This is a genomic window from Massilia sp. Bi118, from assembly GCF_918697865.1.
Lineage (GTDB): Bacteria > Pseudomonadota > Gammaproteobacteria > Burkholderiales > Burkholderiaceae_D > Telluria.
In genome coordinates this window covers 352,430-375,553 of record NZ_CAKKMV010000001.1, presented here as the reverse complement: position 1 = coordinate 375,553, position 23,124 = coordinate 352,430, and the positions used below count along the sequence as shown (strand labels likewise).

19 protein-coding genes and 1 pseudogene are annotated in these 23,124 nt (G+C 65.2%); 14 read left to right on the top strand and 6 right to left on the bottom strand.

Annotated elements, in window-relative coordinates; genetic code table 11:
* Positions 1–19 precede the first annotated feature (19 nt).
* Positions 20–1,249, top strand: coding sequence for an MFS transporter (locus tag LQV39_RS01595; protein WP_230019868.1), 1,230 nt, complete (start codon positions 20–22; stop codon positions 1,247–1,249).
* A gap of 51 nt (positions 1,250–1,300) precedes the next feature.
* On the top strand, positions 1,301–2,653 hold the full coding sequence (locus LQV39_RS01590) for a transposase (RefSeq protein ID WP_230019867.1): 1,353 nt from the start codon (positions 1,301–1,303) through the stop codon (positions 2,651–2,653).
* 13 nt (positions 2,654–2,666) lie between these two features.
* Here LQV39_RS01590 and LQV39_RS01585 read toward each other — a convergent pair whose 3' ends face one another.
* Positions 2,667–2,882 carry a hypothetical protein gene (locus LQV39_RS01585; RefSeq protein WP_230019866.1) on the bottom strand — a complete coding sequence of 72 codons (216 nt, stop codon included), beginning with the start codon at positions 2,880–2,882 and terminating at the stop codon, positions 2,667–2,669.
* A 76-nt stretch (positions 2,883–2,958) separates the two neighbouring features.
* Positions 2,959–4,125, bottom strand: a complete 1,167-nt coding sequence (lldD, locus tag LQV39_RS01580; RefSeq protein ID WP_230019865.1) for an FMN-dependent L-lactate dehydrogenase LldD — start codon at positions 4,123–4,125, stop codon at positions 2,959–2,961.
* A 192-nt stretch (positions 4,126–4,317) separates the two neighbouring features.
* Here lldD and LQV39_RS01575 point away from each other — a divergent pair, with 192 nt between their 5' ends.
* Complete coding sequence (locus tag LQV39_RS01575) at positions 4,318–4,767, top strand: carboxymuconolactone decarboxylase family protein (protein ID WP_230019864.1); 450 nt, start codon at positions 4,318–4,320, stop codon at positions 4,765–4,767.
* Positions 4,768–4,880: 113 nt separating this feature from the next.
* Positions 4,881–5,873: a hypothetical protein gene (locus LQV39_RS01570; protein ID WP_230019863.1), complete on the top strand. Its 993-nt coding sequence runs from the start codon at positions 4,881–4,883 to the stop codon at positions 5,871–5,873.
* Between the two features lie 44 nt (positions 5,874–5,917).
* Here LQV39_RS01570 and LQV39_RS01565 read toward each other — a convergent pair whose 3' ends face one another.
* A complete protein-coding gene (locus tag LQV39_RS01565) occupies positions 5,918–6,667 on the bottom strand; it encodes a FadR/GntR family transcriptional regulator (protein ID WP_230019862.1) in 750 nt (249 codons plus the stop codon).
* An 87-nt stretch (positions 6,668–6,754) separates the two neighbouring features.
* On the opposite strand from LQV39_RS01565, the gene garD reads away from it, so the two are divergent.
* The 8 genes from garD (at position 6,755) to LQV39_RS01525 (ending at position 16,232) form a co-directional block, all read left to right on the top strand.
* Entirely contained in the window at positions 6,755–8,314 is a 1,560-nt protein-coding gene (gene garD / locus LQV39_RS01560) for a galactarate dehydratase (protein ID WP_230019861.1), read from the top strand.
* 99 nt (positions 8,315–8,413) lie between these two features.
* On the top strand, positions 8,414–9,487 hold the full coding sequence (locus LQV39_RS01555) for a porin (protein WP_230019860.1): 1,074 nt from the start codon (positions 8,414–8,416) through the stop codon (positions 9,485–9,487).
* Between the two features lie 9 nt (positions 9,488–9,496).
* Positions 9,497–10,399 carry a LysR family transcriptional regulator gene (locus LQV39_RS01550; RefSeq protein WP_230019859.1) on the top strand — a complete coding sequence of 301 codons (903 nt, stop codon included), beginning with the start codon at positions 9,497–9,499 and terminating at the stop codon, positions 10,397–10,399.
* 89 nt (positions 10,400–10,488) lie between these two features.
* Positions 10,489–11,868: an MFS transporter gene (locus tag LQV39_RS01545; protein ID WP_374199390.1), complete on the top strand. Its 1,380-nt coding sequence runs from the start codon at positions 10,489–10,491 to the stop codon at positions 11,866–11,868.
* A gap of 10 nt (positions 11,869–11,878) precedes the next feature.
* Entirely contained in the window at positions 11,879–13,219 is a 1,341-nt protein-coding gene (gudD, locus tag LQV39_RS01540; protein WP_230019858.1) for a glucarate dehydratase, read from the top strand.
* Positions 13,220–13,240: 21 nt separating this feature from the next.
* Complete coding sequence (gene garL, locus LQV39_RS01535; RefSeq protein WP_230019857.1) at positions 13,241–14,023, top strand: 2-dehydro-3-deoxyglucarate aldolase; 783 nt, start codon at positions 13,241–13,243, stop codon at positions 14,021–14,023.
* Positions 14,024–14,041: 18 nt separating this feature from the next.
* A complete protein-coding gene (locus LQV39_RS01530) occupies positions 14,042–14,935 on the top strand; it encodes a 2-hydroxy-3-oxopropionate reductase (RefSeq protein WP_230019856.1) in 894 nt (297 codons plus the stop codon).
* 31 nt (positions 14,936–14,966) lie between these two features.
* The gene (locus tag LQV39_RS01525; protein ID WP_230019855.1) at positions 14,967–16,232 is read left to right on the top strand and encodes a glycerate kinase; all 1,266 of its coding nucleotides are present in this window, start codon (positions 14,967–14,969) and stop codon (positions 16,230–16,232) included.
* A gap of 119 nt (positions 16,233–16,351) precedes the next feature.
* On the opposite strand, the gene LQV39_RS01520 is transcribed toward LQV39_RS01525, so the two are convergent.
* From LQV39_RS01520 to LQV39_RS01510, 3 genes are all read right to left on the bottom strand, one after another.
* Positions 16,352–16,504, bottom strand: a complete 153-nt coding sequence (locus LQV39_RS01520; RefSeq protein ID WP_230019854.1) for a hypothetical protein — start codon at positions 16,502–16,504, stop codon at positions 16,352–16,354.
* 122 nt (positions 16,505–16,626) lie between these two features.
* A complete protein-coding gene (glk, locus tag LQV39_RS01515) occupies positions 16,627–18,483 on the bottom strand; it encodes a glucokinase (RefSeq protein WP_230019853.1) in 1,857 nt (618 codons plus the stop codon).
* A 3-nt stretch (positions 18,484–18,486) separates the two neighbouring features.
* Entirely contained in the window at positions 18,487–20,124 is a 1,638-nt protein-coding gene (locus LQV39_RS01510) for an alpha-amylase family glycosyl hydrolase (RefSeq protein WP_230019852.1), read from the bottom strand.
* A gap of 375 nt (positions 20,125–20,499) precedes the next feature.
* Here LQV39_RS01510 and LQV39_RS01505 point away from each other — a divergent pair, with 375 nt between their 5' ends.
* Both LQV39_RS01505 and LQV39_RS26445 read left to right on the top strand, forming a co-directional pair.
* Positions 20,500–22,053 (top strand): oligopeptide:H+ symporter, encoded by a 1,554-nt coding sequence (locus LQV39_RS01505; protein ID WP_230020132.1) that lies wholly within the window; start codon positions 20,500–20,502, stop codon positions 22,051–22,053.
* Between the two features lie 21 nt (positions 22,054–22,074).
* A pseudogene (locus LQV39_RS26445) lies at positions 22,075–22,782 on the top strand (DUF3372 domain-containing protein); the annotation flags it as partial.
* Positions 22,783–23,124: the final 342 nt, after the last annotated feature.

Genomic DNA, 23,124 nt, shown 5'->3' with positions numbered 1-23,124 from the left:
CCATATTACACTGGCTGCCATGACCACACCTACCACTTCTACTGCCGCCCCCGTCCAGGCCAAGGCCTCCGGCGCCGTCCTGCAAATCCTGTTCTCGGTCGCCTTCGTCCATCTGCTCAACGACTGCGTGCAGGCCGCGCTGCCGGCGATCTACCCGCTGCTCAAACAGGAGTTCGCGCTCAGCTTCGCGCAGGTCGGTTTGATCACCCTGACCTTCCAGTGTACGGCTTCGCTGCTGCAGCCCTGGATCGGCCTGTACACGGACAAGCACCCGATGCCCTTCCTGCTGCCGATGGGGATGTGCATGACTTTATTGGGCGTGGGTCTGCTGTCGATGGCGGGCAGCTTTGGCATGCTGCTGCTGGGCGCCGGCATGATCGGCGTCGGCTCCTCGACTTTCCACCCGGAGGCATCGCGCGTGGCGCGCCTGGCCTCGGGCGGGCGCTTCGGCTTTGCGCAATCGCTGTTCCAGGTCGGCGGCAATCTCGGATCGGCGCTCGGCCCGCTGCTGGCGGCCGCGATCCTGGTCGGCCGCGGCCACGGCAAGTTCGCCTGGTGCGCGATCCTGGTGGTGCTGGCGGTGCTGGTACTGGTAGGCGTCAGCCGCTGGTACGGCAGCCATCTGAAAAGTGCGACCAGGAAGGCGGCGCTGCATGCCGGTCCGCCGCTGCCGCGCAAGCGCGTGATCCAGGCGCTGGCGGTGCTGGCGATGCTGGTGTTCTCGAAGTACATCTACATGGCCAGCCTGTCGAGCTACTACACGTTCTTCCTGATCGAAAAATTCCACGTCCCGGTCGGCACCGCGCAGATGTATCTGTTCTTGTTCCTGGCCTCGGTGGCGGTCGGCACCTTCGCCGGCGGCCCGATCGGCGACCGCATCGGCCGCAAGCGCGTGATCTGGGTCTCGATCCTGGGCGCCGCGCCGTTCACGCTGGCCCTGCCCTATGCCAGCCTGGGCTGGACGGCGGTGCTGTCGGTGGTAATCGGCCTGGTGATGTCGTCGGCCTTCTCGGCCATCGTGGTGTTCGCCCAGGAGCTGGTGCCGGGCAAGGTCGGCATGATCGCCGGGATCTTCTTCGGCCTGATGTTCGGCGTCAGCGGCATCGGCGCCGCGGCGATGGGGCATATCGCGGACGTGGCGGGCATCGAGCAGGTGTACCGGATCGCGTCCTTCCTGCCGCTGCTGGGGATTCTGGCGGCGCTGCTGCCGAAGATGGAGCTAGACTCTAGTCGAACCAAGCGTGCGTAGAAGTGTCGAATCGTGATAATGGAAAACACGTTAGGCGCGGACACGGGGGCCATGCTGCTGGCGCACCGGATCAGGATTGACGCCACGGACGGGCAGCGCGAGTATTTCGCGCGCGCGGCCGGCACTGCACGCCGGGTCTGGAACTGGGGGCTGGCCAAGTCGCTTCGCCAGGTGATCAGCGGCGGCAAGCCCAATGCGATGGCGCTCAAAAGACAGTTCAACGCCATCAAGTACCTTGACCCGGCCTGGCTCGATGCCGACGGCAATCCTTGGCTGCGTTCCGTGCACCGCGACGCCCACGCGCAGCCCTTCGCCAATCTTGCCAAGGCGTGGAGCCGCTATTTCGCGCAGCGCCGCGCCGGAGAGAAGGCCCGTCCGCCGCGCTTCAAAAAGAAGGGGCGCTGCACCGATAGCTTCTATATCGCCAACGACAAGTTCCGCCTCGACGGAAAGACGGCCGTGCTGCCCAAGGTCGGCCGCGTGGCGCTGCGAGAGGCATTGCGCTGGCCCGGCCGGATCCTGGGTGCAAGCGTGTCGCGCGAAGCGGAACAATGGTTCTTGTCGGTCCAGGTCGAGGTGCCGGACGACGTGGCGCGGCGCCGCCGCACTGACAACGGCATCGTCGGCGTCGACCTTGGCGTGATCAGCGCCGCAACCCTCTCCACCAGCGAAAAGATCGCCGCGCCACGGCCACTCCGAGGCGCACTTCGACGCCTGCGAATCCGATCGCGCGGTCTTTCGCGCAAGCTGGAAAGCGCGAAGGCGGCGGTCGGCATTATAGGCCGGATACCGAAGGGCACGCGCTTGCCGGTATCAAAAAACAGGACCAAGGGCTCGCTGGCGCTAGCGCGCCTGCAGGCAAGGATCGCCCAGGTCCGCCGCGACTTCACGCACAAGCTCACAACCCGGCTCTGCCGCGAAAATCAAGCGGTGGCGATCGAGGACCTGAACGTCAAGGGCATGCTGGCCAACGCTCGGCTGTCGCGCGCAATCGCGGATGTCGGCTTTTACGAGTTCCGTCGCCAGTTGCTGTACAAGGCGCCACGCTACGGCACTGATATCGTGCTGGCCGACCGCTGGTATCCCTCAAGCAAATTGTGTTCACACTGCGGAGTGCGCAAGCGCGAGCTGACTCTAGGCGAGCGGACCTGGACCTGTACGGCCTGCGGCGCGCACCAAGACCGCGACGTCAACGCGGCGATCAACTTGCAACGGCTCGCCACCGGCGCCCTCGCGGCGCGAATGGCGCTACCCGAGGCGAGCCGGGCGGTAACGTCAGGCACTGCCGCCGGCACGGGGCCGACGGGAGGCGGGAAAGTCACGCCTGTCAGAGACGAGCACGGTCAGCAGGACGGCTCGGGGCAGGAAGAGAACGGCGCGCACTTCTGCGCACATTCTCGCTAGCAGAAGGCCGGCGCTACTCGATGAGGTTCATCTCGCTTTCGTCTTCCGTGTAGCGCACGGAACCGAGATTGTTTTCCTCGATGCGCTCTTTCACGCTGGACGCGGCAAGCGGGGCGATTTGCTCGTGAGCGAATATGTGGTCGAGAATTTCCTCATCGCTGCAACGATTCGGCGCAGCGAATTGCAGGGGCTCGGTGTTGTCGCGGTACCAGACGCGATAAATAGGCATACAAGCTCCATCTGATCGGGTTCGATTCCAGGGCAGCTGATTTTGCTGTCGAGTGACACGATATACGAAAACCCGGTTATTGCGCGCAAGGGAGGTTTTCACTTGCAGCGGCTGCGGCCAGCAACTCCGGTCCGACATCCCGCAGGGACTTCACGCCGGTCAGCACCATGTTCGTGCGGATGTCCTTCTCCATGATCGCCAGCAGGCGTTCGACGCCGGCCTGCCCTTGCGCCGCCAGGGCATATACGAAAGCACGGCCGATCAGCACACCGTCGGCGCCCAGCGCGAGCATGCGGAACACATCGGTGCCGGTACGGACGCCGCCGTCGACGAAGACGGTCATCCGGCCGTTGACGGCGCCGGCGATCGACGGCAGCGCCCGGGCCGTCGACAGCGCGCCATCGAGCTGCCGTCCGCCATGGTTCGATACGACGATACCGTCGGCGCCAAACGCCAGCGCATCACGCGCATCGCCTTCATCGAGAATGCCCTTGATGACCAGCTTGCCCTTCCACTCGTCACGGATCCATTGGAGATCCTGCCAACTGATCCCGGGATCGAAATTCGCGCCGATCCAGCCCATGAAGTCCTGGAGTCCGGTGGCGCCGCCGAGGTAGGCCGAAATATTACCGAGATCGTGAGGACGGCCGAACAGACCCACGTCGACAGCCCAGCGCGGACGCAGCATGGCCTGGAAGATCCGCCGCATGCCGGCATGCGGCCCGCTCATGCCGCTGTGCGCATCGCGGTAACGTGCGCCCGGCAAAGGGGTGTCGACCGTGAACACGAGGGTCGACGCACCCAGGTCGCTGGCGCGCTGCATGACGTCGCGCATGAAGCCGCGGTCCTTCAGCACATACAGCTGAAACCATTGCGGCTTCGATGCCTGGGCCGCGACTTCGGCCAGCGAGCACACCGACATCGTCGACTGGATGAAGGGAATGTTGCGGCGGTCCGCGGCACGCACGGCCTGCACTTCGCCGCGCCGCGCGTACATGCCGGTCAGCCCGACCGGGGCCAGCGCGATCGGCAGGTCATAGCGCTGGCCGAACCACTCGACGCCCAGGTCGAGCGCCTCCGAGCCGCGCAGCACACGCTGGCGAAGCTTGACGGCTTGCAGGTCCTCGACGTTGGCGCGCATCGTGTCCTCCGCGCCGGCGCCGCCGTCGATGTAATGAAACAGGAAAGGCGGCAGGACGCGCTGCGCCGCGGCGCGGAAATCGGTGGCGGAGGAAATGAGCACGACGACGGATCGGGAATGGTCGGGTGATCAGTATGCACAAACTGAAGCTGTTCGTTGGCTTAATAGTTCGGCGTGCACTATTTGCGAGCCGGGTGCAACCGCCTGCCATCTGTCACAAATGGACGAATCAAGCCGTCTTACAAGCAACGGTGACGCGAATCGTCGGCGCCGACTTCACATAAGGAAGGATTCATGAAACGCCCAAACTGGTTCCAGGTCTCTGCTGAAGGTGCGAAGGCCGTAGGCGCCCTTCATCATTACGTCACAACCGGCACGAACCTGCCGGACGATTTGATCCATCTGGTTTTTTTAAGAACCTCGCAGCTGAACGGCTGCGCGCACTGTATCGATATTCATACCCGCGACCTGATCAAGAGCGGCATGTCGGTCGACAAGATCGTATTGGTGCCCGTGTGGGAGGAGGCGAACTATCTCTTTTCGGACCAGGAACAGGCAGCCCTGGCATGGACGGAAGAAGTCACACAGGTCAGCGAAACACATGCTTCCGACGATGCATACGCCGCAGCGCTGTCGGTATTCGGGGAAAAGGATCTGGTCGAACTTACACTTGTGATTGCAGCAATGAATGCCATTAACCGGATGGGGATCAGTTTCAGAATGAAGCCGCTTGCGAAAGCCTGAATCAGGCTCATCGGCGCTTCCGAGGGCGCACCATAGCACAGCGCGTGCGCGCATCGTGTATCCATTCGGCGTATGCTTTTAGTATCCCTGCAACGATGACATGGGAGGCCATCATGCGGCATACCTTGAAAGCAGTCTTCGATCGCCGGCGCGATGCCCAGCACGTGCTGGACGAATTACTGGCTTCCGGCTATTCGCGCACCGATACGGAAATTTCGAACGCGGAAGGACTTCGCGCCTCGGTCCGGCACAGGCTGGCGCGGCTGTTCGCCAGGCAGCACCCGCAATCGGCGGCGGATGCCGGCGCGTCCATGGCCGGACGCCATGTCGTCACCCTGACGGCCGATTCCGAACCGGATGCCGAGCGCGCCGTTCGTATCATCCAGCGCTTCCACCCGGTCGGCATCGAAGATCTCCCCAGCGAATGGGACCGCGACAGCGCCGGCGCCATGCCCGAAATCTGCCCGCCGGGCACAGGGCCGGGATCCCTGCAATACCAGCGCAATGAAAACAGCCAGTATTTCGGCACCCAGCACGCCTGGGCGCCGCCGATGGGCAACACTTTTGGAGAACCGATGATCGAGAAATCACCCCACAGCCACATGGAAACCTCTTGGACCAGCGCCGCCGGCAGCCACAGCGGCGACACCGCGGCCTATCGCTACGGCCAGCAGATGCGCGCCAGCGACAAGTACCGCAACCGTTCCTGGGATGAAGCCGAGCCCGAGCTGAAAAGCCACTGGGAAGCACGAGCGGACGAGGCCCCGGCCTGGGACGAGGCCATGGCCGCCATACGCCAGGGCTGGGACAGCGTCTCGCCGGAGATCGACGACGACGCCTACTACCGCACCCATTGGAATGCAAGCTACGGCGACCGCGCCGACAGCGGCGCTTACGACGAGCATGCGCCGGCTTACCTCTTCGGCGAAGAAGCGCGTCGCCTCGAAAAATACCGCAGCCATGACTGGGAAGACGCCGAACCGCACTTGAAATCGGACTGGGAGGCGCGTCACCCCGGAAAACTGTCGCCTTGGGAAAACTTCAAGGATGCAGTGAAACACGGCTGGAACAGGATCCACGCCGACACGGACGACCGGGGCTCGTGAGCAGGCGATAAACACCCCGCCCGGCCAAGTCATCAGATGTCTTATCAGGCCGGGCTACCCGCCTGCGCCGTTTCCAGCGCCTCCTGCGCCCGGCGCAGCCGCTCCCGGCTGTTGCCGATATGCAGGCGCATCGCCGCCCGCGCCGATTCCGCATCGCCGCGCGCGATGGCGTCGACGATCTGCTCGTGCTCGCGCCCCACCTGTTCCATATAGCTGGCCGGATCGGCCTGCGTCAGCCGCGCCGAATTGATGCGCGCACGCGGGATGATGTTCTCGCCCAGGTGCTGCAGGATGGCGTGGAAGTACTGGTTGCCGGACGCCTGGGCGATCGCCAGGTGGAAGCGCCGGTCCAGCTCGACGGTGTCCTCGCCGCGCTGCGCGCCCTGCTGCAGGGCCGCCAGCGCCGCGCGCACCTCCAGTAGCTGTGCCTCGCTGCGGCGCGCCGCAGCCAGGCCGGCCGCCTCGGTCTCCAGGCCGATCCGCAACTCCAGCAGGGCGATCACGTCGCGCACCGTCATCACCGTGGCCGGGTCGATGCCCATGATGGCCGGCGGCGGGGGCGGCAGCACGAAGGTGCCGATGCCGTGGCGTGTCTCGACCAGGCCGGCCGCCTGCATGCGTGAGATCGCCTCGCGCACCACGCTGCGGCTGACGCCCTGCTCGACCATGATCTCGGTTTCGGTCGGCAGCTTGTCGCCGGGCTTGAGCTCGCCATTCTGGATGTGCTCGCTCAGCTGGGACACCACCAGCTGGGCCAGGTTGCGGTGTTTACGCGGTGTTGTAGGAAGCGTCATGTCGATTGCTATTTTAATTGTGCCTGATTATACTGGCCCGCATGTTGTAAGACATCAGACAACTTAGAACCAGCTGGAGACATCGAGATGGACACTGGAACCCCACGCAGCATTCGCATGCACGACCAGGACAACGTCGCCATCGTCGCGAACGACGGCGGCCTTCCGGCCGGCACTGTCTTCCCCGACGGCCTGGTCTTGAAGGACAAGGTCCCGCAAGGGCACAAAGTGGCGCTGCGGCCCATTGCGCAAGGCGAGGCCATCCTGCGCTATAACGTCGCCATCGGCTACGCCCAGCGCGACATCGAGGCCGGCAGCTGGGTCGAGGAATCCCTGGTAGCCATGCCGCCGGCGCGCGAACTGGACAATCTGCCGATCGCCACCATCCGCCCCGCGCCCCTGCCCCCGCTCGAGGCTTATACCTTCGAAGGCTACCGCAACCCGGACGGCTCGGTCGGCACCCGCAACATCCTCGCGATCAGCACCACGGTGCAGTGCGTGTCCGGCGTGGTCGAATTCGCCGTCAAGCGCATCAAGAGCGAGCTGCTGCCCAAGTACCCGAACGTCGACGACGTCGTCAGTCTCGACCACACCTACGGCTGCGGCGTGGCCATCGATGCGCCCGGCGCCGACATCCCGATCCGCACCCTGCGCAATATCGCGAAGAACCCGAACTTCGGCGGCCGCGCCATGCTGGTCAGCCTGGGCTGCGAGAAGCTGCAGCCGGCGCGCCTGTTCCCGGCGGCTGGCGTTTCCTCATGGATGCCGATCCGCGACGTCGCCGGCCCCGATCACGTCTGCCTGCAGGACAATGCCCACGTCGGCTTCGGCTCCATGATCGAATCCATCATGGACACCGCCGAGCGCCACCTGATGGAACTGGACGCGCGCCGCCGCGAGACCTGCCCCGCGTCCGACCTGGTGGTCGGCGTGCAGTGCGGCGGCAGCGACGCCTTCTCGGGCGTGACCGCGAACCCGGCGGTCGGCTTTGCCAGCGACCTGCTGGTGCGCGCCGGCGCCGCCGTGATGTTCTCTGAAGTGACCGAGGTCCGCGACGGCATCGACCAACTGACCGCGCGCGCCATCGACGAAGAGACGGCCCAGGCCATGATCCGCGAGATGGCCTGGTATGACGAATACCTGCAGCGCGGCGGCGTCGACCGCAGCGCCAACACCACGCCCGGCAACAAGAAAGGCGGCCTGGCCAACATCGTCGAAAAAGCGATGGGCTCGATCATCAAGTCCGGCACGGCCCCCATCTCCGGCGTGCTGTCGCCGGGCCAGAAGCTGGAACAGAAGGGCCTGATCTACGCCGCCACCCCGGCCAGCGATTTCATCTGCGGCACCCTGCAGCTGGCGGCCGGCATGAACGTGCACGTGTTCACCACCGGACGCGGCACCCCCTACGGCCTGGCGGCGGTGCCGGTGGTGAAGGTCGCCACCCGCGACGACCTGGCGCGCCGCTGGCACGACCTCATGGACATCAACGCCGGCCGCATCGCCACCGGCGAGGCGACGATTCCCGACGTCGGCTGGGAACTCTTCAACTTCATCCTCGACGTGGCCAGCGGCCGCAAGAAGACCTGGGCCGAGCACTGGCGCCTGCATAACGCGCTGGCGCTGTTCAATCCGGCCCCGGTGACCTAAGCCTTTCGTATCCCTTTCACACCGGCTGCGCCTGCCCTTCACGGGGCCGGCGCGGCTGGCGCACGCCCCAGCAATTGCTATAAACAGGAGACAGCAGCAATGAAGAAAGCAGCAGCATTGACGATCGGCCTCGCCGCCTGCGCAGCCGCCCAGGCCCAGACGCAGGTAGAAATCTACGGCATCATCGACGCCGCCATCGTCAGCGAGCATGGCGGCGTCGCCAGCCCGTCCACCAAGATCACCAGCGGCGCGGCCTCGGCCTCGCGCATCGGCTTCAAGGGCAGCGAAGACCTGGGCGGCGGCCTGTCCGCCTTCTTCACGCTGGAAACCGGCGCCAGGATCGACACCGGCGAAGTCGACGCCGCCGGCACGATTTTCAACCGCCAGGCTCTGGTGGGCCTGAAGGGCCGCGCCGGCGAAATCGCGCTGGGCCGCCAGTACACGCCCTGGCACACGACCCTGGTCGCGATCGACCCGTTCAGCACCGGCTACGCGGGCAGCTCGAAGAACCTGTTCCCGGATAATGGCTCGAACGTCCGCACCAGCAATACGATCACCTACAAATCGCCGAAAGTGAACGGCTTCGACGGCGAACTGGCCTATGCGATGGGCGAGCAGACCACTTTCTCGACCGGGCGCCAGTTCGGCGGCGCGCTCGGCTATGCGAGCGGTCCGCTGGCCCTGCGCGTGGCCTACAACGCCAAGAACACGGACGTTGCCGCCACCGCCACCGCACCCGCCCTCAACCGCAGCCTGGGCCGCAACACCCTGTTCACCGCGGCCTATAAGCTGCAGGTGGCGACCCTGCGCTTCGCCTATGGCATCGACAAGGGCTTCAATGCCGCCACCCTCGGCAACAGCAACAACCCATACGGCGGCGTCAAGCCGACCCCGTCGACGGACGGCCGCAGCGTCCTGCTGGGCCTGAGCGCCCCGATCGGTCCGGGCAAGCTGATGTTCTCGGTGATGCACAAGGATGACCGCACCGCCTTCAACCAGGACGCCAACGCCTGGGGCATCGGCTACCTGTACAGCCTGTCGAAGCGCACCGGCCTGTACGCAGCCTACGGCCATATCGATAACAGGAACGGCGCAGGCTACACTGTGGCCAACAATACCGAATCCGGCACCGGCAACACGGGTTATAACTTAGGTATCCGCCACACCTTCTAAGGAGAACCGATGTTCGAGATCAGCCAGGTCCGCTGCTTCGTCGCGGTGGCGGAAGAACTGCACTTCGGGCGCGCCGCCGAGCGCCTGAACATGACGCAGCCGCCGCTGAGCCGGCAGATCCAGCTGCTCGAACACCATGTGGGCACCCGCCTGCTCGACCGCAGCAGCCGCGGCGTGCGCCTGACGGCGGCCGGCAAGGCATTCTTCCCGGAGGCTGCGCGCATTTTGCGCATGGCCGACGAGGCCGTGGTGACGGCGCGCCGGGTCGCCAAGGGCGAGCAAGGCGCGCTGGCGATCGGCTTCACCGCCGCTTTCGGCTACGGCCTGCTGCCCGACCTGGTGCGGCGCCTGCGCGAGCGTGCGCCCGGCATCTCGCTGACCCTGAAGGAACTGGTGACGACCTCGCAGCTGGAGGCGCTCGACAGCGGCCAGCTCGACGTCGGCCTGATGCGCCCGCATGCGCGCCACGGCGAACTCGAGAGCGTGCTGCTGGCCACCGAACCGCTGATGCTGGCGATCCCGGAACGCGAGGCCGATGACTGGCCCGAGCAGCCGCTACTTTCCTGCGTGCACGACAAACCCTTTCTGATGTACTCGCCCTACGAGGCGCGCTACTTCTACCAGCTGCTGAACAACTGTTTCGACGCCGCCGGCGTCACGCCCGAGGTGGTCGAGCACATCGGCCAGATCCACACCATGCTGGCCCTGGTCAGTTCGGGCGTCGGCGTGGCGCTGATCCCCACCGCGGCGGCGCGTCTGCAGCTGCGCGGCGTGGTGCTGCGCACGATGCAGACCGATCCGCCGGAGCCGGTGCAGACCGTCTGCGCCTACCGCCGCGACAACGGCAATCCCATTCTCGACATCTTCCGGCGCGACATCCTGCCCGCTTTCCTTCCTGCGCGCAGCAATTAAGTTCGATTCAATTCTTGAATCGATCGAGACATTCATTGGTTTGGTTGCGCATGAATGCGGGACTACTATACCTGTCATAAGAACAGCAAATGACCAACCTACAGGAGACACCCGTGGAACAAACGCAAGCCATCAGGACCGCAGCCGCGGCCAAAGTGCAGACCCGCACGCGCTGGATGATTCTGGCGATGCTGTTCGTGATCACCACCATCAACTACGCGGACCGCGCCACGATCTCGATCGCCGCGCCGGGCATCAAGAAGGAGCTCGGCCTGGACGCGGTCCAGATGGGCTTCGTGTTCTCGGCCTTCGCCTGGTCCTACGTGATCGCCCAGCTGCCGGGCGGCTGGCTGCTGGACCGTTTCGGCTCCAAGATCACCTACTTCTTCAGCATCTTCCTGTGGTCGGTCTTCACGATGCTGACCGGCGCGGCAGGCTTCCTCGCCGGCGGCGCCGCGGTGACCATGCTGTTCGCGCTGCGCCTGCTGGTCGGCGCCGCCGAAGCGCCCTCCTTCCCCGGCAACAGCCGCATCGCCTCGGCCTGGTTCCCGACCAATGAGCGCGGCCTCGCCGCCGCCATCTTCAACTCGGCGCAGTACTTCGCCACCGTGCTGTTCGCGCCCATCATGGGCTGGCTGGTGCACTCCTACGGCTGGCACAGCGTGTTCTACGTGATGGGCGGCCTGGGCATCGTGATGGCCTTCGTCTGGCTCAAGGTCATCTACGGACCGAAGGACCACCCCTCGGTCAGCGCGAGCGAACTGAAATACATCCAGGAAGGCGGCGCCCTGGTCGACCTCGACGGCGCGCAAAAGGCCCCGGCCCAGGTCAACACCTTCGCCTGCATCAAGGAGCTGCTCGGCAACCGCATGCTGCTGGGCGTGTACATCGGCCAGTACTGCATCACCACCCTGACCTACTTCTTCCTGACCTGGTTCCCGGTCTACCTGGTGCAGGAGCGCCACATGACCATCCTGAAGGCCGGCTTCGTGGCCTCGCTGCCGGCCATCGCGGGCTTCCTCGGCGGCGTGTTCGGCGGCTGGCTGTCGGACCGCCTGGCCAAGAAAGGCTATTCGCTGTCGGTGTCGCGCAAGCTGCCGATCGTGATCGGCATGCTGCTGTCGATGAGCATGATCGCCTGTAACTATATCGAGACCGACATGCTGGTCGTCGCCGTGATGTCGCTGGCCTTCTTCGGCAAGGGCGTCGGCGCACTGGGCTGGGCGGTCGTCTCCGACACTTCGCCCAAGGAAGCCGGCGGCCTGTCGGGCGCGCTGTTCAACACCTTCGGCAACACCGCCGGCATCACGACGCCCATCGTCATCGGCTTCATCGTGCAGGGCACCGGCTCGTTTGCCGGCGCGCTGGTCTACGTCGGCGCCAACGCCGCGCTGGCCATCGCCTGCTACCTGTTCATCGTCGGCGACATCAAGCGTGTCAGCCTCTCGAAATCCCTGATCAAGCAATAAGGACGCACACATGACCAACTACGTATCCGGCGCACCCGTCGTCACCGACCTGCGCGTCGTTCCCGTCGCCGGCCAGGACAGCATGCTGCTGAATCTCTCCGGCGCCCACGGCCCCTGGTTCACCCGTAATATCGTGCTGATCTCGGACAGCGCCGGCAACACCGGCCTGGGCGAAGTCCCGGGCGGCGAGAAGATCCGCCAGACCATCGAGGATGCCAGGCCCCTCATCGTCGGCAAGACCCTGGGCGAGTACAACAACATCCTGAATGCGATGCGCAAGACCTTCGCCGACCGCGATGCGGGCGGCCGCGGCAACCAGACCTTCGACCTGCGCACCACCATCCACGCCGTCACCGCGGTGGAGTCGGCCCTGCTCGACCTGCTGGGCCAGTTCATGAACGTGCCGGTCGCCGCCCTGCTGGGCGAAGGCATGCAGCGCGACGCCGTCGAGATGCTGGGCTATCTCTTTTATGTCGGCGATCGCAGGAAGACGAACCTGAACTACCGCAGCGAGCCGGATGCCGGCAATGCCTGGTTCCGCCTGCGTAACGAGGAAGCGCTCACGCCGGAAGCCGTGGTGCGCCTGTGCGAAGCGGCGCGCGAGCGCTACGGCTTCAACGACTTCAAGCTGAAAGGCGGCGTGCTGAGTGCCGACGAAGAGATGGAAGCCATCGTCGCAATGCACGAGCGCTTCCCGGATGCGCGCATCACGCTGGACCCGAACGGCGCCTGGTCGCTCAAGGAAGCGATCCGCGTCTGCCGCGACAAGCATGGCGTGCTGGCCTATGCGGAAGACCCCTGCGGCGCCGAAGGCGGCTTCTCGGGCCGCGAAGTGATGGCCGAGTTCCGCCGCGCCACCGGCCTGCCGACCGCGACCAACATGATCGCCACCGACTGGCGCCAGATGGCCCACTCGATCCAGCTGCAGTCGGTCGACATCCCGCTGGCCGACCCGCACTTCTGGACCATGCAGGGTTCGGTGCGCGTGGCCCAACTGTGCGAGATGTTCGGACTGACCTGGGGCTCGCACTCGAACAACCACTTCGACATCTCGCTGGCCATGTTCACCCACGTCGGCGCCGCCGCCCCGGGCAAGGTCACCGCCATCGACACCCACTGGATCTGGCAGGACGGCCAGCGCCTGACCAAGGACCCGCTGAAGATCGAAGGCGGCATGATCCGCATTCCTTCGAAGCCGGGCCTGGGCATCGAGATCGATCTCGACGAACTCGAGAAGGCGCATCAGGCTTATAAAAACATGGGCCTGGGCGCGCGCGACGATGCCGCCGCGATGCAGTTCCTGGTCCCGAACTGGACCTTCGATAACAAACGCCCCTGCCTGGTGCGCTGAATAAAAACGAGTGGAGACGACATGAGCTACAACACCCCCTATAGCGGCATTCCCAACCGTTTCAAGCAGGACCTGCGCGAAGGCAAAGTGCAGATCGGCTGCTGGTCCTCGCTGGCGAATCCCTTCACCACCGAGATCCTGGGCCTGGCCGGCTTCGACTGGCTGCTGCTGGACGGCGAGCATTCGCCAAACGATTTGAACGGCTTCATCTTCCAGCTGATGGCGCTGAAGGACAGCCCGAGCGCGCCGGTGGTGCGTCCGCAGTCCAACGACACGGTGCAGATCAAGCGCCTGCTGGACGCCGGCTTCTACAACTTCCTGGTGCCCTTCGTCGAAACCGCGGAAGAAGCTGCAAGCGCTGTCGCCGCCACCCGCTATGCGCCGGAAGGCGTGCGCGGCGTCTCGGTATCGATGCGCGGCAACCGCTTCGGCACCATCGCCGACTACCACAAGATCAGCAACCAGCACATCACGGTGGCGCTGCAGATCGAGAGCCGCAAGGCGGTCGCCAACATCGAAGCCATCTGCGCGGTGGACGGCGTCGACTGCGTCTTCATCGGCCCTTCGGACCTGGCCGCCGGCTACGGCTACCTGGGCAACGCCAGCCATCCGGAAGTGCAGGAAGCGATGCAGCAGGTGTTCGCCGCCGCCAAGGCCGCCGGCGTGCCGGTTGGGATCCTGGCGCCGGTCGAAGCCGACGCGCGCCGCTACATCGAGATGGGCGCGACCATGGTGGCCGTGGGCAGCGACCAGGGCCTGTTCCGCGCCGCCACGCAAGGCCTGCGCGACAAGTACGCATTTTAAAAATCAGGGAGAAAACAAATGAGCAAAATCGGATTCATCGGCCTGGGCATCATGGGCACCCCGATGGCGGGCCACCTGATCAAGGCCGGCCACGACGTCTTCCTGTACACCCACGGCAGCGTGCCGGCCGAACTGGTCGAGGCCGGGGGCAAGGCCTGCGGTTCGAGCAAGGAAGTGGCGCAGAACGCCGACGTGATCATCACCATGGTGCCGGATACCCCGCACGTGGCCTCAGCGCTGTTCGATGAAGACGGCGTCGCTGCCGGGCTCACGCCGGGCAAGGTGGTGGTCGACATGAGCTCGATCTCGCCGGTCGAGACCAAGGCCTTTGCAGAGCGCATCAAGGCGCTGGGCTGCGAATACGTGGACGCCCCGGTCTCCGGCGGCGAAGTCGGCGCCAAGGCCGCCAGCCTGACCATCATGGTGGGCGGTTCGGAAGCGGCCTTCGACCGCGTCAAGCCGCTGTTCGAACTGATGGGCAAGAACATCACCCTGGTGGGCGAGAACGGCGCCGGCCAGACCACCAAGGTGGCCAACCAGATCATCGTCGCGCTGAACATCGAGGCGGTGGGAGAAGCCCTGCTGTTCGCATCGAAGATGGGCGCCGATCCGGCCAAGGTGCGCCAGGCGCTGATGGGCGGCTTCGCTGCCTCGCGCATCCTCGAAGTCCACGGCGAGCGCATGGTCAAGCGTACCTTCGATCCGGGCTTCCGCATCGAGCTGCACCAGAAGGACCTGAACCTGGCGCTGTCCAGTGCGCGCGCAGTCGGCGTCTCGCTGCCGAACACCGCTACCGCCCAGGAACTGTTCAACAGCTGCGCGGCCCACGGCGGCGGCGGCTGGGATCATTCGGCAATGGTACGCGCGCTGGAAAAGATGGCAAACTTCGAAATCGGCCAAGCTACAGCTTAAACCCGCAGCCTGATTTTTTTGGAGAATAGTGATGCAAGCCAGTCCACGCGAGCTGTTGGTAAAGATGTTCGAAGCTGCGATCGAATCCGCGCAGCCCGGGCATTGCATCCCGCGGCATCTGCCCTCACCCGGCGCGGGCAAGACGATCGTCATCGGCGCCGGCAAGGCCTCGGCCGCGATGGCGCAGGCGCTGGAAAAGAGCTGGGCCGGTCCGCTGTCCGGCCTGGTGGTCACGCGCTATGGCTATGCGGTGCCTTGCGAGCGCATCGAGATCGTCGAGGCCGCGCACCCCGTGCCCGACCAGGCCGGCCTGGACGCTGCGCAGCGCATCATGTCGCTGGTGAGCGGCCTGCATGCGGACGACACCGTGATCTGCCTGATCTCGGGCGGCGGCTCCTCGCTGCTGCCCTTGCCTCTGGATGGCATCACGCTGGAAGACAAGCAGCTTGTGAATCGCGCCCTGCTCGCTTCCGGCGCCACCATCGGCGAGATGAACACCGTGCGCCGCCATCTCTCGGCAATCAAGGGCGGACGCCTGGCCGCGGCCTGCCATCCGGCGCGCGTGGTCACCCTGCTGATCTCCGACGTGCCGGGCGACCAGCCCTGCGACATCGCCTCCGGCCCCACGGTCGGCGACCCCAGCACCTGCGCGGACGCGCTGGCGATCGTGAAGCGCTACGGCATCGCCTTGCCGGCGGCGGTGCGCGAAGTGCTGGAGAGCGGTCGTGGCGAATCGGTCAAGCCGGGCGACGAACGCCTGGCGCGCTGCGAAACGCGGATGATCGCGACGCCGCAAATGGCGCTGGAAGCGGCGGCCGCCGTCGCACGCGAAGCCGGCGTCACGCCTTACATCCTCGGCAATGCGATCGAGGGCGAGGCGCGCGACCTCGGCAAGGCGATGGCGGGCATCGCACGCCAGGTGGCAGAGTATGGCCAGCCTTTCGCCAAACCCTGCGTGATGCTGTCCGGCGGCGAGACCACAGTGACGGTGCGCGGCCAGGGCCGCGGCGGGCGCAATGTGGAGTTCCTGCTAGCGCTGGGCCTGACGCTGGAAGGCCGCGCCGGCATTCACGCGCTGGCCGGGGATACCGACGGCGTCGACGGGCAGGAAGAGATTGCGGGAGCGGTGCTGGCGCCGGATACGCTGGAGCGGGCGTGGGGACTGGGGATCAAGCCGGCGGATTCGTTGCAGAACAACGATGGGCATGGGTTCTTTGGGGCGCTGGGGGATTCGGTGGTGACTGGGCCTACGCTGACCAATGTGAACGATTTTAGAGCGGTGTTGGTGCTCGAATAAAAGCCCGCACCCTGTAAACGTCATTCCCGCGAAGGCGGGAATCCAAGTTCTGCTAGCGCCGTCGAAACGCGTGCAACTTGGATTCCCGCCTCCGCGGGAATGACGTTTTGGGGGCTAAATTAGCCTTCGATCATGATCCTGCCATGGGAATCGATACGGTTACCATAAGCCGCAATCCACACCGCAAAAAAGCTGCGGAAGAACCCACGACCCGGCTTGCGCAGTGCCGGCAGGGACATCGACTGATCGAAGGTACTGGATTGGTTGGACATGGTTCACCTTGACTGAATGGGTTACGTTGGTGACCATCTTAGAGACCCGCCGATATATCGTCCAATGACATGTTCTGATGCCCGCCATCATCGCAGAAAATGATTGGCGTCCTGCTCACACCTCAGCTATCAAGGTGCGAAATGAGCGCCTGCGTCGGCGATGATAATGCCGACGTGCGCGCATGGTGCACGTCCACCGACACGCCTACCGCCATGATGTCGATGAGGAGCAGCTGCAGCACCCGCGAGATCATGGCCAGGAAGCTGGTGTTGTCCTCGGCGTGATCGACCGCCAGCACCACGCTGGCGCGCTTGGCCAGCGGCGACTGGCTGCTGCTGATCGCGATGACGTCGGCGCCGGCCGCGCGCGCCTTGTCGACGGCTGCCAGCAGCTCGGGCAGGCGCCCGGAATTCGAGATCGCCACCACCACGTCGCCCGGTCCCAGCAGGTCGGCCGCAAGGCTGAACAAGTGCGAGTCGCCGTACAGCGCGGTCGGGATGCGGAAGCGGAAGAACTTGTGCTGGCCGTCCAGCGCCACCACGCGCGCATTCCCCATCGCGTAGAACTCGATGCGCCTGGCGCGGCTCACCAGCTCGATCGCGCGGTCGATCGCACGCACGTCCAGCTGGTCACGGAATTTCAAAATCGCCGACACGGTATTGTCGATCACCTTGGCCGACAAATCATGGGTGCTGTCGCTGTGGCGCACCTGGCTGTGGCGCACCGGGATCGAACCCGTCAGCGAGCTGGCGAACTTCAGCTTGAAGTCGGCCAGGCCCAGGAAGCCCAGCGAGCGGCAGAAGCGGATCACGGTCGGCTGGCTGACGTCCGCCAGCCTGGCGATGCCGGCGATCGGCTCGTTCAGCACCAGGCGCGGCTGCTCCAGCACCAGGCTGGCGACGCGCTGCTCGGCCGGGGTCAGCTCGGTCTGCAGCTGGCGGATGCGGTCCATCAGCGTGTTGTCGCCGCTGCGCCCGCGCAGGTGCTCGGACAGGATATTCGCGACGCCGTCGAAGGCCACGTGCGGCGTGCTGATGACATAGGTCGGGATGTCGGCGATATAGCCCGAGAAGCGGCCCTTGGCCTCGAAGCGGGTGCGGAAAGGCGAGGTCTTGAACCACTCGCCCAGGCGCGGCACGATGCCGCCGCCGATGAAGATACCGCCGAAGGCGCCCAGCGTCACCGCCAGGTTGGCCGCGGCGCCGCCCAGCATCCCGCAGAAGCATTCCAGCACTTCCAGGCACAGCGGGTCCTTCTCTTCCAGGGCCGCGGCGATGATGCCGGCGGAGTCGCGCGGCGGCGCGTCGACACCATTCCGTTCTGCCAGCGCGCGGTGAATGATCTCCATGCCGGGGCCGGAGATCAGGCGCTCGTTCGACACGTGGGTCCACTCGCGCCAGGCGGTCTGCAGGATCGCGAACTCGCGCTCGTCGCTGGGCGCGAAGTTGACGTGGCCGCCCTCGCTGCCGAGGGTGACGAAGCCGTCGACGGTCGGGATGCCGCCGGAGACGCCCAGGCCCGTGCCCGGCCCCAGCACGCCCAGCACCGCATGCGGCGCCGGCTTGCCCGGCCCCACCTGCATCAGGTCTTCGCCCTTCAAACCCGGAATCGCCATCGCCAGCGCCGTGAAGTCGTTGACGATCAGGAGGGTGGTGAGGCCCAGCTCGCGCCGCACGGCGTCGGTCGAGAAGGCCCAGGGCCGGTTGGTCATGCGGACGTAGTCGCCATCGACCGGGTTGGCCAGCGCCAGCGCCGCGTGGTTCAGGCGCAGGTCTTCATGTTCGGACAGATAGAAGCGGAGCAGCGGGACGATGCCGTCGAACTCGTCGCAGCGCAGCACCCGTACCGAGCGGTAGGCGCCCGGCGCGATCTGCAGGGCAAAGCGCGCATGGGTCGCGCCGATGTCGGCCAGCAGGCGCGGACCGTCGGCAAAGGCGGTGCGTGCGTGTTTGCTGTCGGTCGCCACCTGCTCCTGCATCGCTCAGGCCTTCGAAGCGACGCTGCCGAACCAGCCACCGTAAGGCGGCAGGGTCACGGTGGTGCCGGTAACCTCTCCTTCCAGGCCGTGGCCTTCCAGCTTGTCCGCACCGGCTGCTTCCGGCCACTCGAACGTCAGCGGCGCATCGGTCACGTTGAACACGGCCAGCACCGACGGGTAGCCTGGCAGGTCCCGGCGGAGCGCCAGCGCCTGTTCCGGTACGTCGAAGAAGACGATCTCGCCGCGCGTGATCTGCGGCATGGTGCGGCGCCAGTGGATGATCTTGCGCTGGAAGTTCAGCATCGATTGCGGGTCGCGGTCCTGTACGTCTTCAGCCAGGGCCAGGTGCTCAGCCGGTACCGGCAGCCAGGGCTTGCCGGTCGTGAAGCCGCCATTCGCATCGGCGGCATTCCACGGCATCGGCGTGCGGCAGCCGTCGCGGCCCTTGAACTCCGGCCAGAAGGTGATGCCGTAGGGGTCCTGCAGCAGTTCATACGGGACATCGGCTTCCGGCAGCGCCAGTTCGTCGCCCTGGTACAGGCAGGGCGTGCCCTTCAGCGAGAGCTGCAGGGCGAGCACCAGCTTGGACAGCGCCGGGCTTACCGGACCGCTGGACCAGCGCGTCGCCACGCGGATCGCATCGTGATTACCGACCGACCAGGAAGCCCAGCCATCCTTCACGCGCGCATTGAATTCCTCGACCTGCTTGCGGATATGGGCGGCGCTGAACTGCGGCGTCAGCAAATTGAAGCTGTAGGCCATGTGCAGCTTGTCACCGCCTTCGGTGTACTCGGCCATCTGTTCCAGCGCATCGTCGGACGAGACTTCGCCGATCGAGACCGCGCCGAATTCGTCCAGCAGCGCGCGCACCTTCTGCAGGAAGGCGATGTTTTCCGGCTGGGTCTTGTCGTAGATGTGGGCCTGCATGCCGTAGGGGTTCACGTCGGTGACGGTCGATGTGTCGCGCACCAGGGCAGGCGGATTGCTGCGCAGCTGCTGGTCGTGGAAGTGGAAGACGCAGGCGTCCATGCGCACGCCGTCGACGCCGCGCTCGAGCCAGAAGCGCAGCGCATCCAGGTGGGCCTGCTGCACTTCCGGATTATGGAAGTTGAGCTGCGGCTGGCTGACCAGGAAGTTGTGCATGTAGTACTGCTTGCGGCGCGTATCCCACTGCCACGCCGAGCCGCCGAACACCGACAGCCAGTTGTTCGGCGGATTGCCGTCCGCCAGCGGCTCGGACCAGACATACCAGTCGGACTTCGGATTGTCGCGGCTCGAGCGGCTCTCGACGAACCACGGATGCGCATCGGCGGTGTGCGACATGACCTGGTCGATCATGATCTTCAGGCCGACACTGTGCGCCTTGGCGATCAGCGCGTCGAAGTCGGCCAGGTTGCCGAACAGCGGATCGACGTCGCAGTAATCGGAAATGTCGTAGCCGAAGTCCTTCTGCGGCGACTTGAAGAAGGGGGACAGCCAGACGATGTCCACGCCCAGGCTGGCGATGTAATCGAGCTTCGCAGTGATGCCCGGCAGGTCGCCGACGCCGTCGCCGTTCGTGTCGAGATAGCTGCGCGGGTAGACCTGGTAAATGATGGCTTCTTTCCACCACGGATTCTGAGCGTCGGAAGGATTCGTCATGATGATGTCCGATTAGTAAATTTTTTACGCAATATACAGCATCAAAACTGCGATGACAATCGCCTGCGAAATCGTCGATTTTATTAAATATCCTTTTAAATCATTGCCTTATGATTTTTCATAGTGAAGAATAGTTGGCACTGTAGTAGTCAAACTACACATTCAATGTTAGGGTGACGAACTTGCCGAAGAAGTTCTTGTTGCCAAGTTGAACAGGCTTGCATAGCATCCCATCACCTCGTCGTTCCCGCGAAGGCGGGAACCTAAGTTTGTTCGCAGCACGCTAGCCGAACTTGGATCCCCGCCTTCGCGGGGACGACGGATTAACGGAGACGCTCAATGACCAAAACCCCCCCGCCGGCCAAAACCGGTCGCATGCCGCGCCAGATCCCCTTCATCATCGCCAACGAAGGCTGCGAGCGTTTCAGCTTCTATGGCATGCGCAACATCCTGACGCCCTTCCTGATCTCCTCGCTGCTGCTGTTCCTGCCGGAGCTTGATCGCGCCGGCGAAGCCAAGCACGTGTTCCACACCTTCGTCATCGGCGTCTACTTCTTCCCGCTGCTGGGCGGCTGGCTGGCCGACCGCTACTTCGGCAAGTACAACACGGTGTTCTGGCTCAGCCTCGTCTACTGCGCCGGCCACGCCTGCCTGGCCGCTTTTGAGAGCAATGTGCAGGGCTTCTACTTTGGCCTGTTCCTGATCGCGCTCGGTTCGGGCGGCATCAAGCCGCTGGTCGCGTCTTTCGTGGGCGACCAGTTCGACCACACCAACAAGGACAAGGCCAAGGTGGTGTTCGACGCCTTCTACTGGATCATCAACTTCGGCTCCTTCTTCGCCTCGCTGCTGATGCCCATCTTCCTGCGCGACTACGGCGCGGCGGTCGCCTTCGGCATCCCGGGCGTCCTGATGTTCATCGCCACCCTGGTGTTCTGGAGCGGCCGCAAGAAGTACGTGCACGTGCCGCCGAGCGCCGCCAATCCGCATTCATTCCTCAACGTGGCGAAGAGCGCCCTGCTGGCCAGGCGCGAGGGCGAAGACCGTCCGGGCCTGGCGGTGGCCAGCGTCGGCGCCGTCGGTGCGCTGGTCTCGCTGGCCATGACGCCGAGCTGGGGCTTCGTGATCGCCGCCTGCACCGCGCTGGTGCTGCTGCTGGCCTTCGGCGGCATCGGCGTCTCGCTGCAGCTGGAGCGTGCGCGCGGCCTGCATCCGGATGACGCCGTGGACGGCGTGCGCGGCGTGCTGCGCGTGCTGATCGTGTTCGCGCTGGTGACGCCCTTCTGGTCCCTGTTCGACCAGAAGGCCTCGACCTGGATCGTGCAGGCCAATTCGATGCTGCGCCCCACCCTGTCGCTGTTCGGCAGCGAGTTCCGCTTCGAGCCGGCGCAGATGCAGGCCCTGAATCCGCTGCTGGTGATGCTGCTCATCCCTTTCAATAACTTCGCCGTGTTCCCGCTGCTGCGCAAGCTCGGCTGGGAGCCGACCGCGCTGCGCCGCATGACGGCGGGGATCGCGCTGTCGGCCCTGTCCTGGGTCGCGATCGGCAGCATCCAGGTGGCGATGGACGGCGGCACGCCGGTCTCGATGGCCTGGCAGATCCTGCCCTACGCCCTGCTGACCATGGGCGAAGTGCTGGTCTCGGCCAGCGGCCTCGAATTCGCCTACAGCCAGGCGCCCAGCTCGATGAAGGGCGTGATCATGGCCTTCTGGTACCTGGCGGTGACGGTCGGCAGCCTGTGGGTGCTGATCGTGAACGCCAGCGTCAAGAACGAGGCCGTGCTCGGCCACATCGCCAATACGGGACTGGGCGTGATGGCCTTCCAGATGTACTTCTTTGCGGCTTTCGCCTTTATTGCGGCATTGGTGTTCGGCTGGTACGCCACCCGCTACCGCATGGTGAATAACTACAGATCCGACCTGATTGCCTGATTTTTGAAACAAGCTATTTCGATGACAAGAACCACCACCACCGCCGGCCTGCTGGCCCTGCTGGCATCCGCCGGCGCCCATGCCGCCATTTCGCCGGACGCCTGCGACAGCAAGGCCTTCCAGACCGTGCTGTCTCCTTCGGCCGCCAGCTTCGATGCGCGCGCCGTCTGGCTCGACCGGCGTTTGATCGCCTTCCCCGGCGCTGCCGCCGATGGCGTGTTCAAGCTCTATCACTCGCCGACGGGTTCGATCGCCGCGCCGGCCGGCGGCAAAGTAGCCGGCAGCATCGGTGCGCTGAACCTTGGCCTGTTCCAGGGCAGTGTGCCGCCGGCGCTGGCGGAACGCTTCAAGTGGGTCGGCGCTGGTCCGGTGCTGCAGGTGAGCGATGCCGACGCCCTGAAGATGGGCGAGCTGCACCGCCAGCAACTGGTGCTGGTGCAGGAAGATGCACAGGGCATCGTGCGCGCGGCCACGCGCGTGCAGGTGGCGGGTGCGCTGGACGACCTGTATGCGGCGGCGGGCAAGCTGGACAAGCTGGGTGTCGATATCGCCGACAAGCGTACCGGCTTCAGCCTGTGGGCGCCGACCGCACAGCAGGCCGCGGTCTGCATCTACAACACGGGCGCCTCGACGGCACGCGCGGTCTACCAGATGCGCTTCGACCCGGCCACCGGCGCGTGGAATGCCCAAGTGGCCGGCGACCTGACCGGCAAGTACTACAAGTATGCGGTCGACGTGCCGGTCGATGGCGCAGGCATCGTGCGTAACCTGGTCACCGATCCCTATTCCGTTAGCCTCACCACCGATTCGAAGCGCAGCTACATTACGCGCCTCGATGCGCCGAAGCTGAAGCCTGCCGGCTGGGATGCGACGCTGGCGCCACAGACGGTCAGGAACCCGACCGACATGGTGGTCTACGAGCTGCACGTGCGCGACTTCTCGATCAACGACCGCAGCGTGCCCGAACACCTGCGCGGCAAGTACGCCGCCTTCAATCGCACGGAATCGAACGGCATGCGCCATCTGGCCGCGCTGGCGAAGAGCGGCCTGACCGACATCCACCTGCTGCCC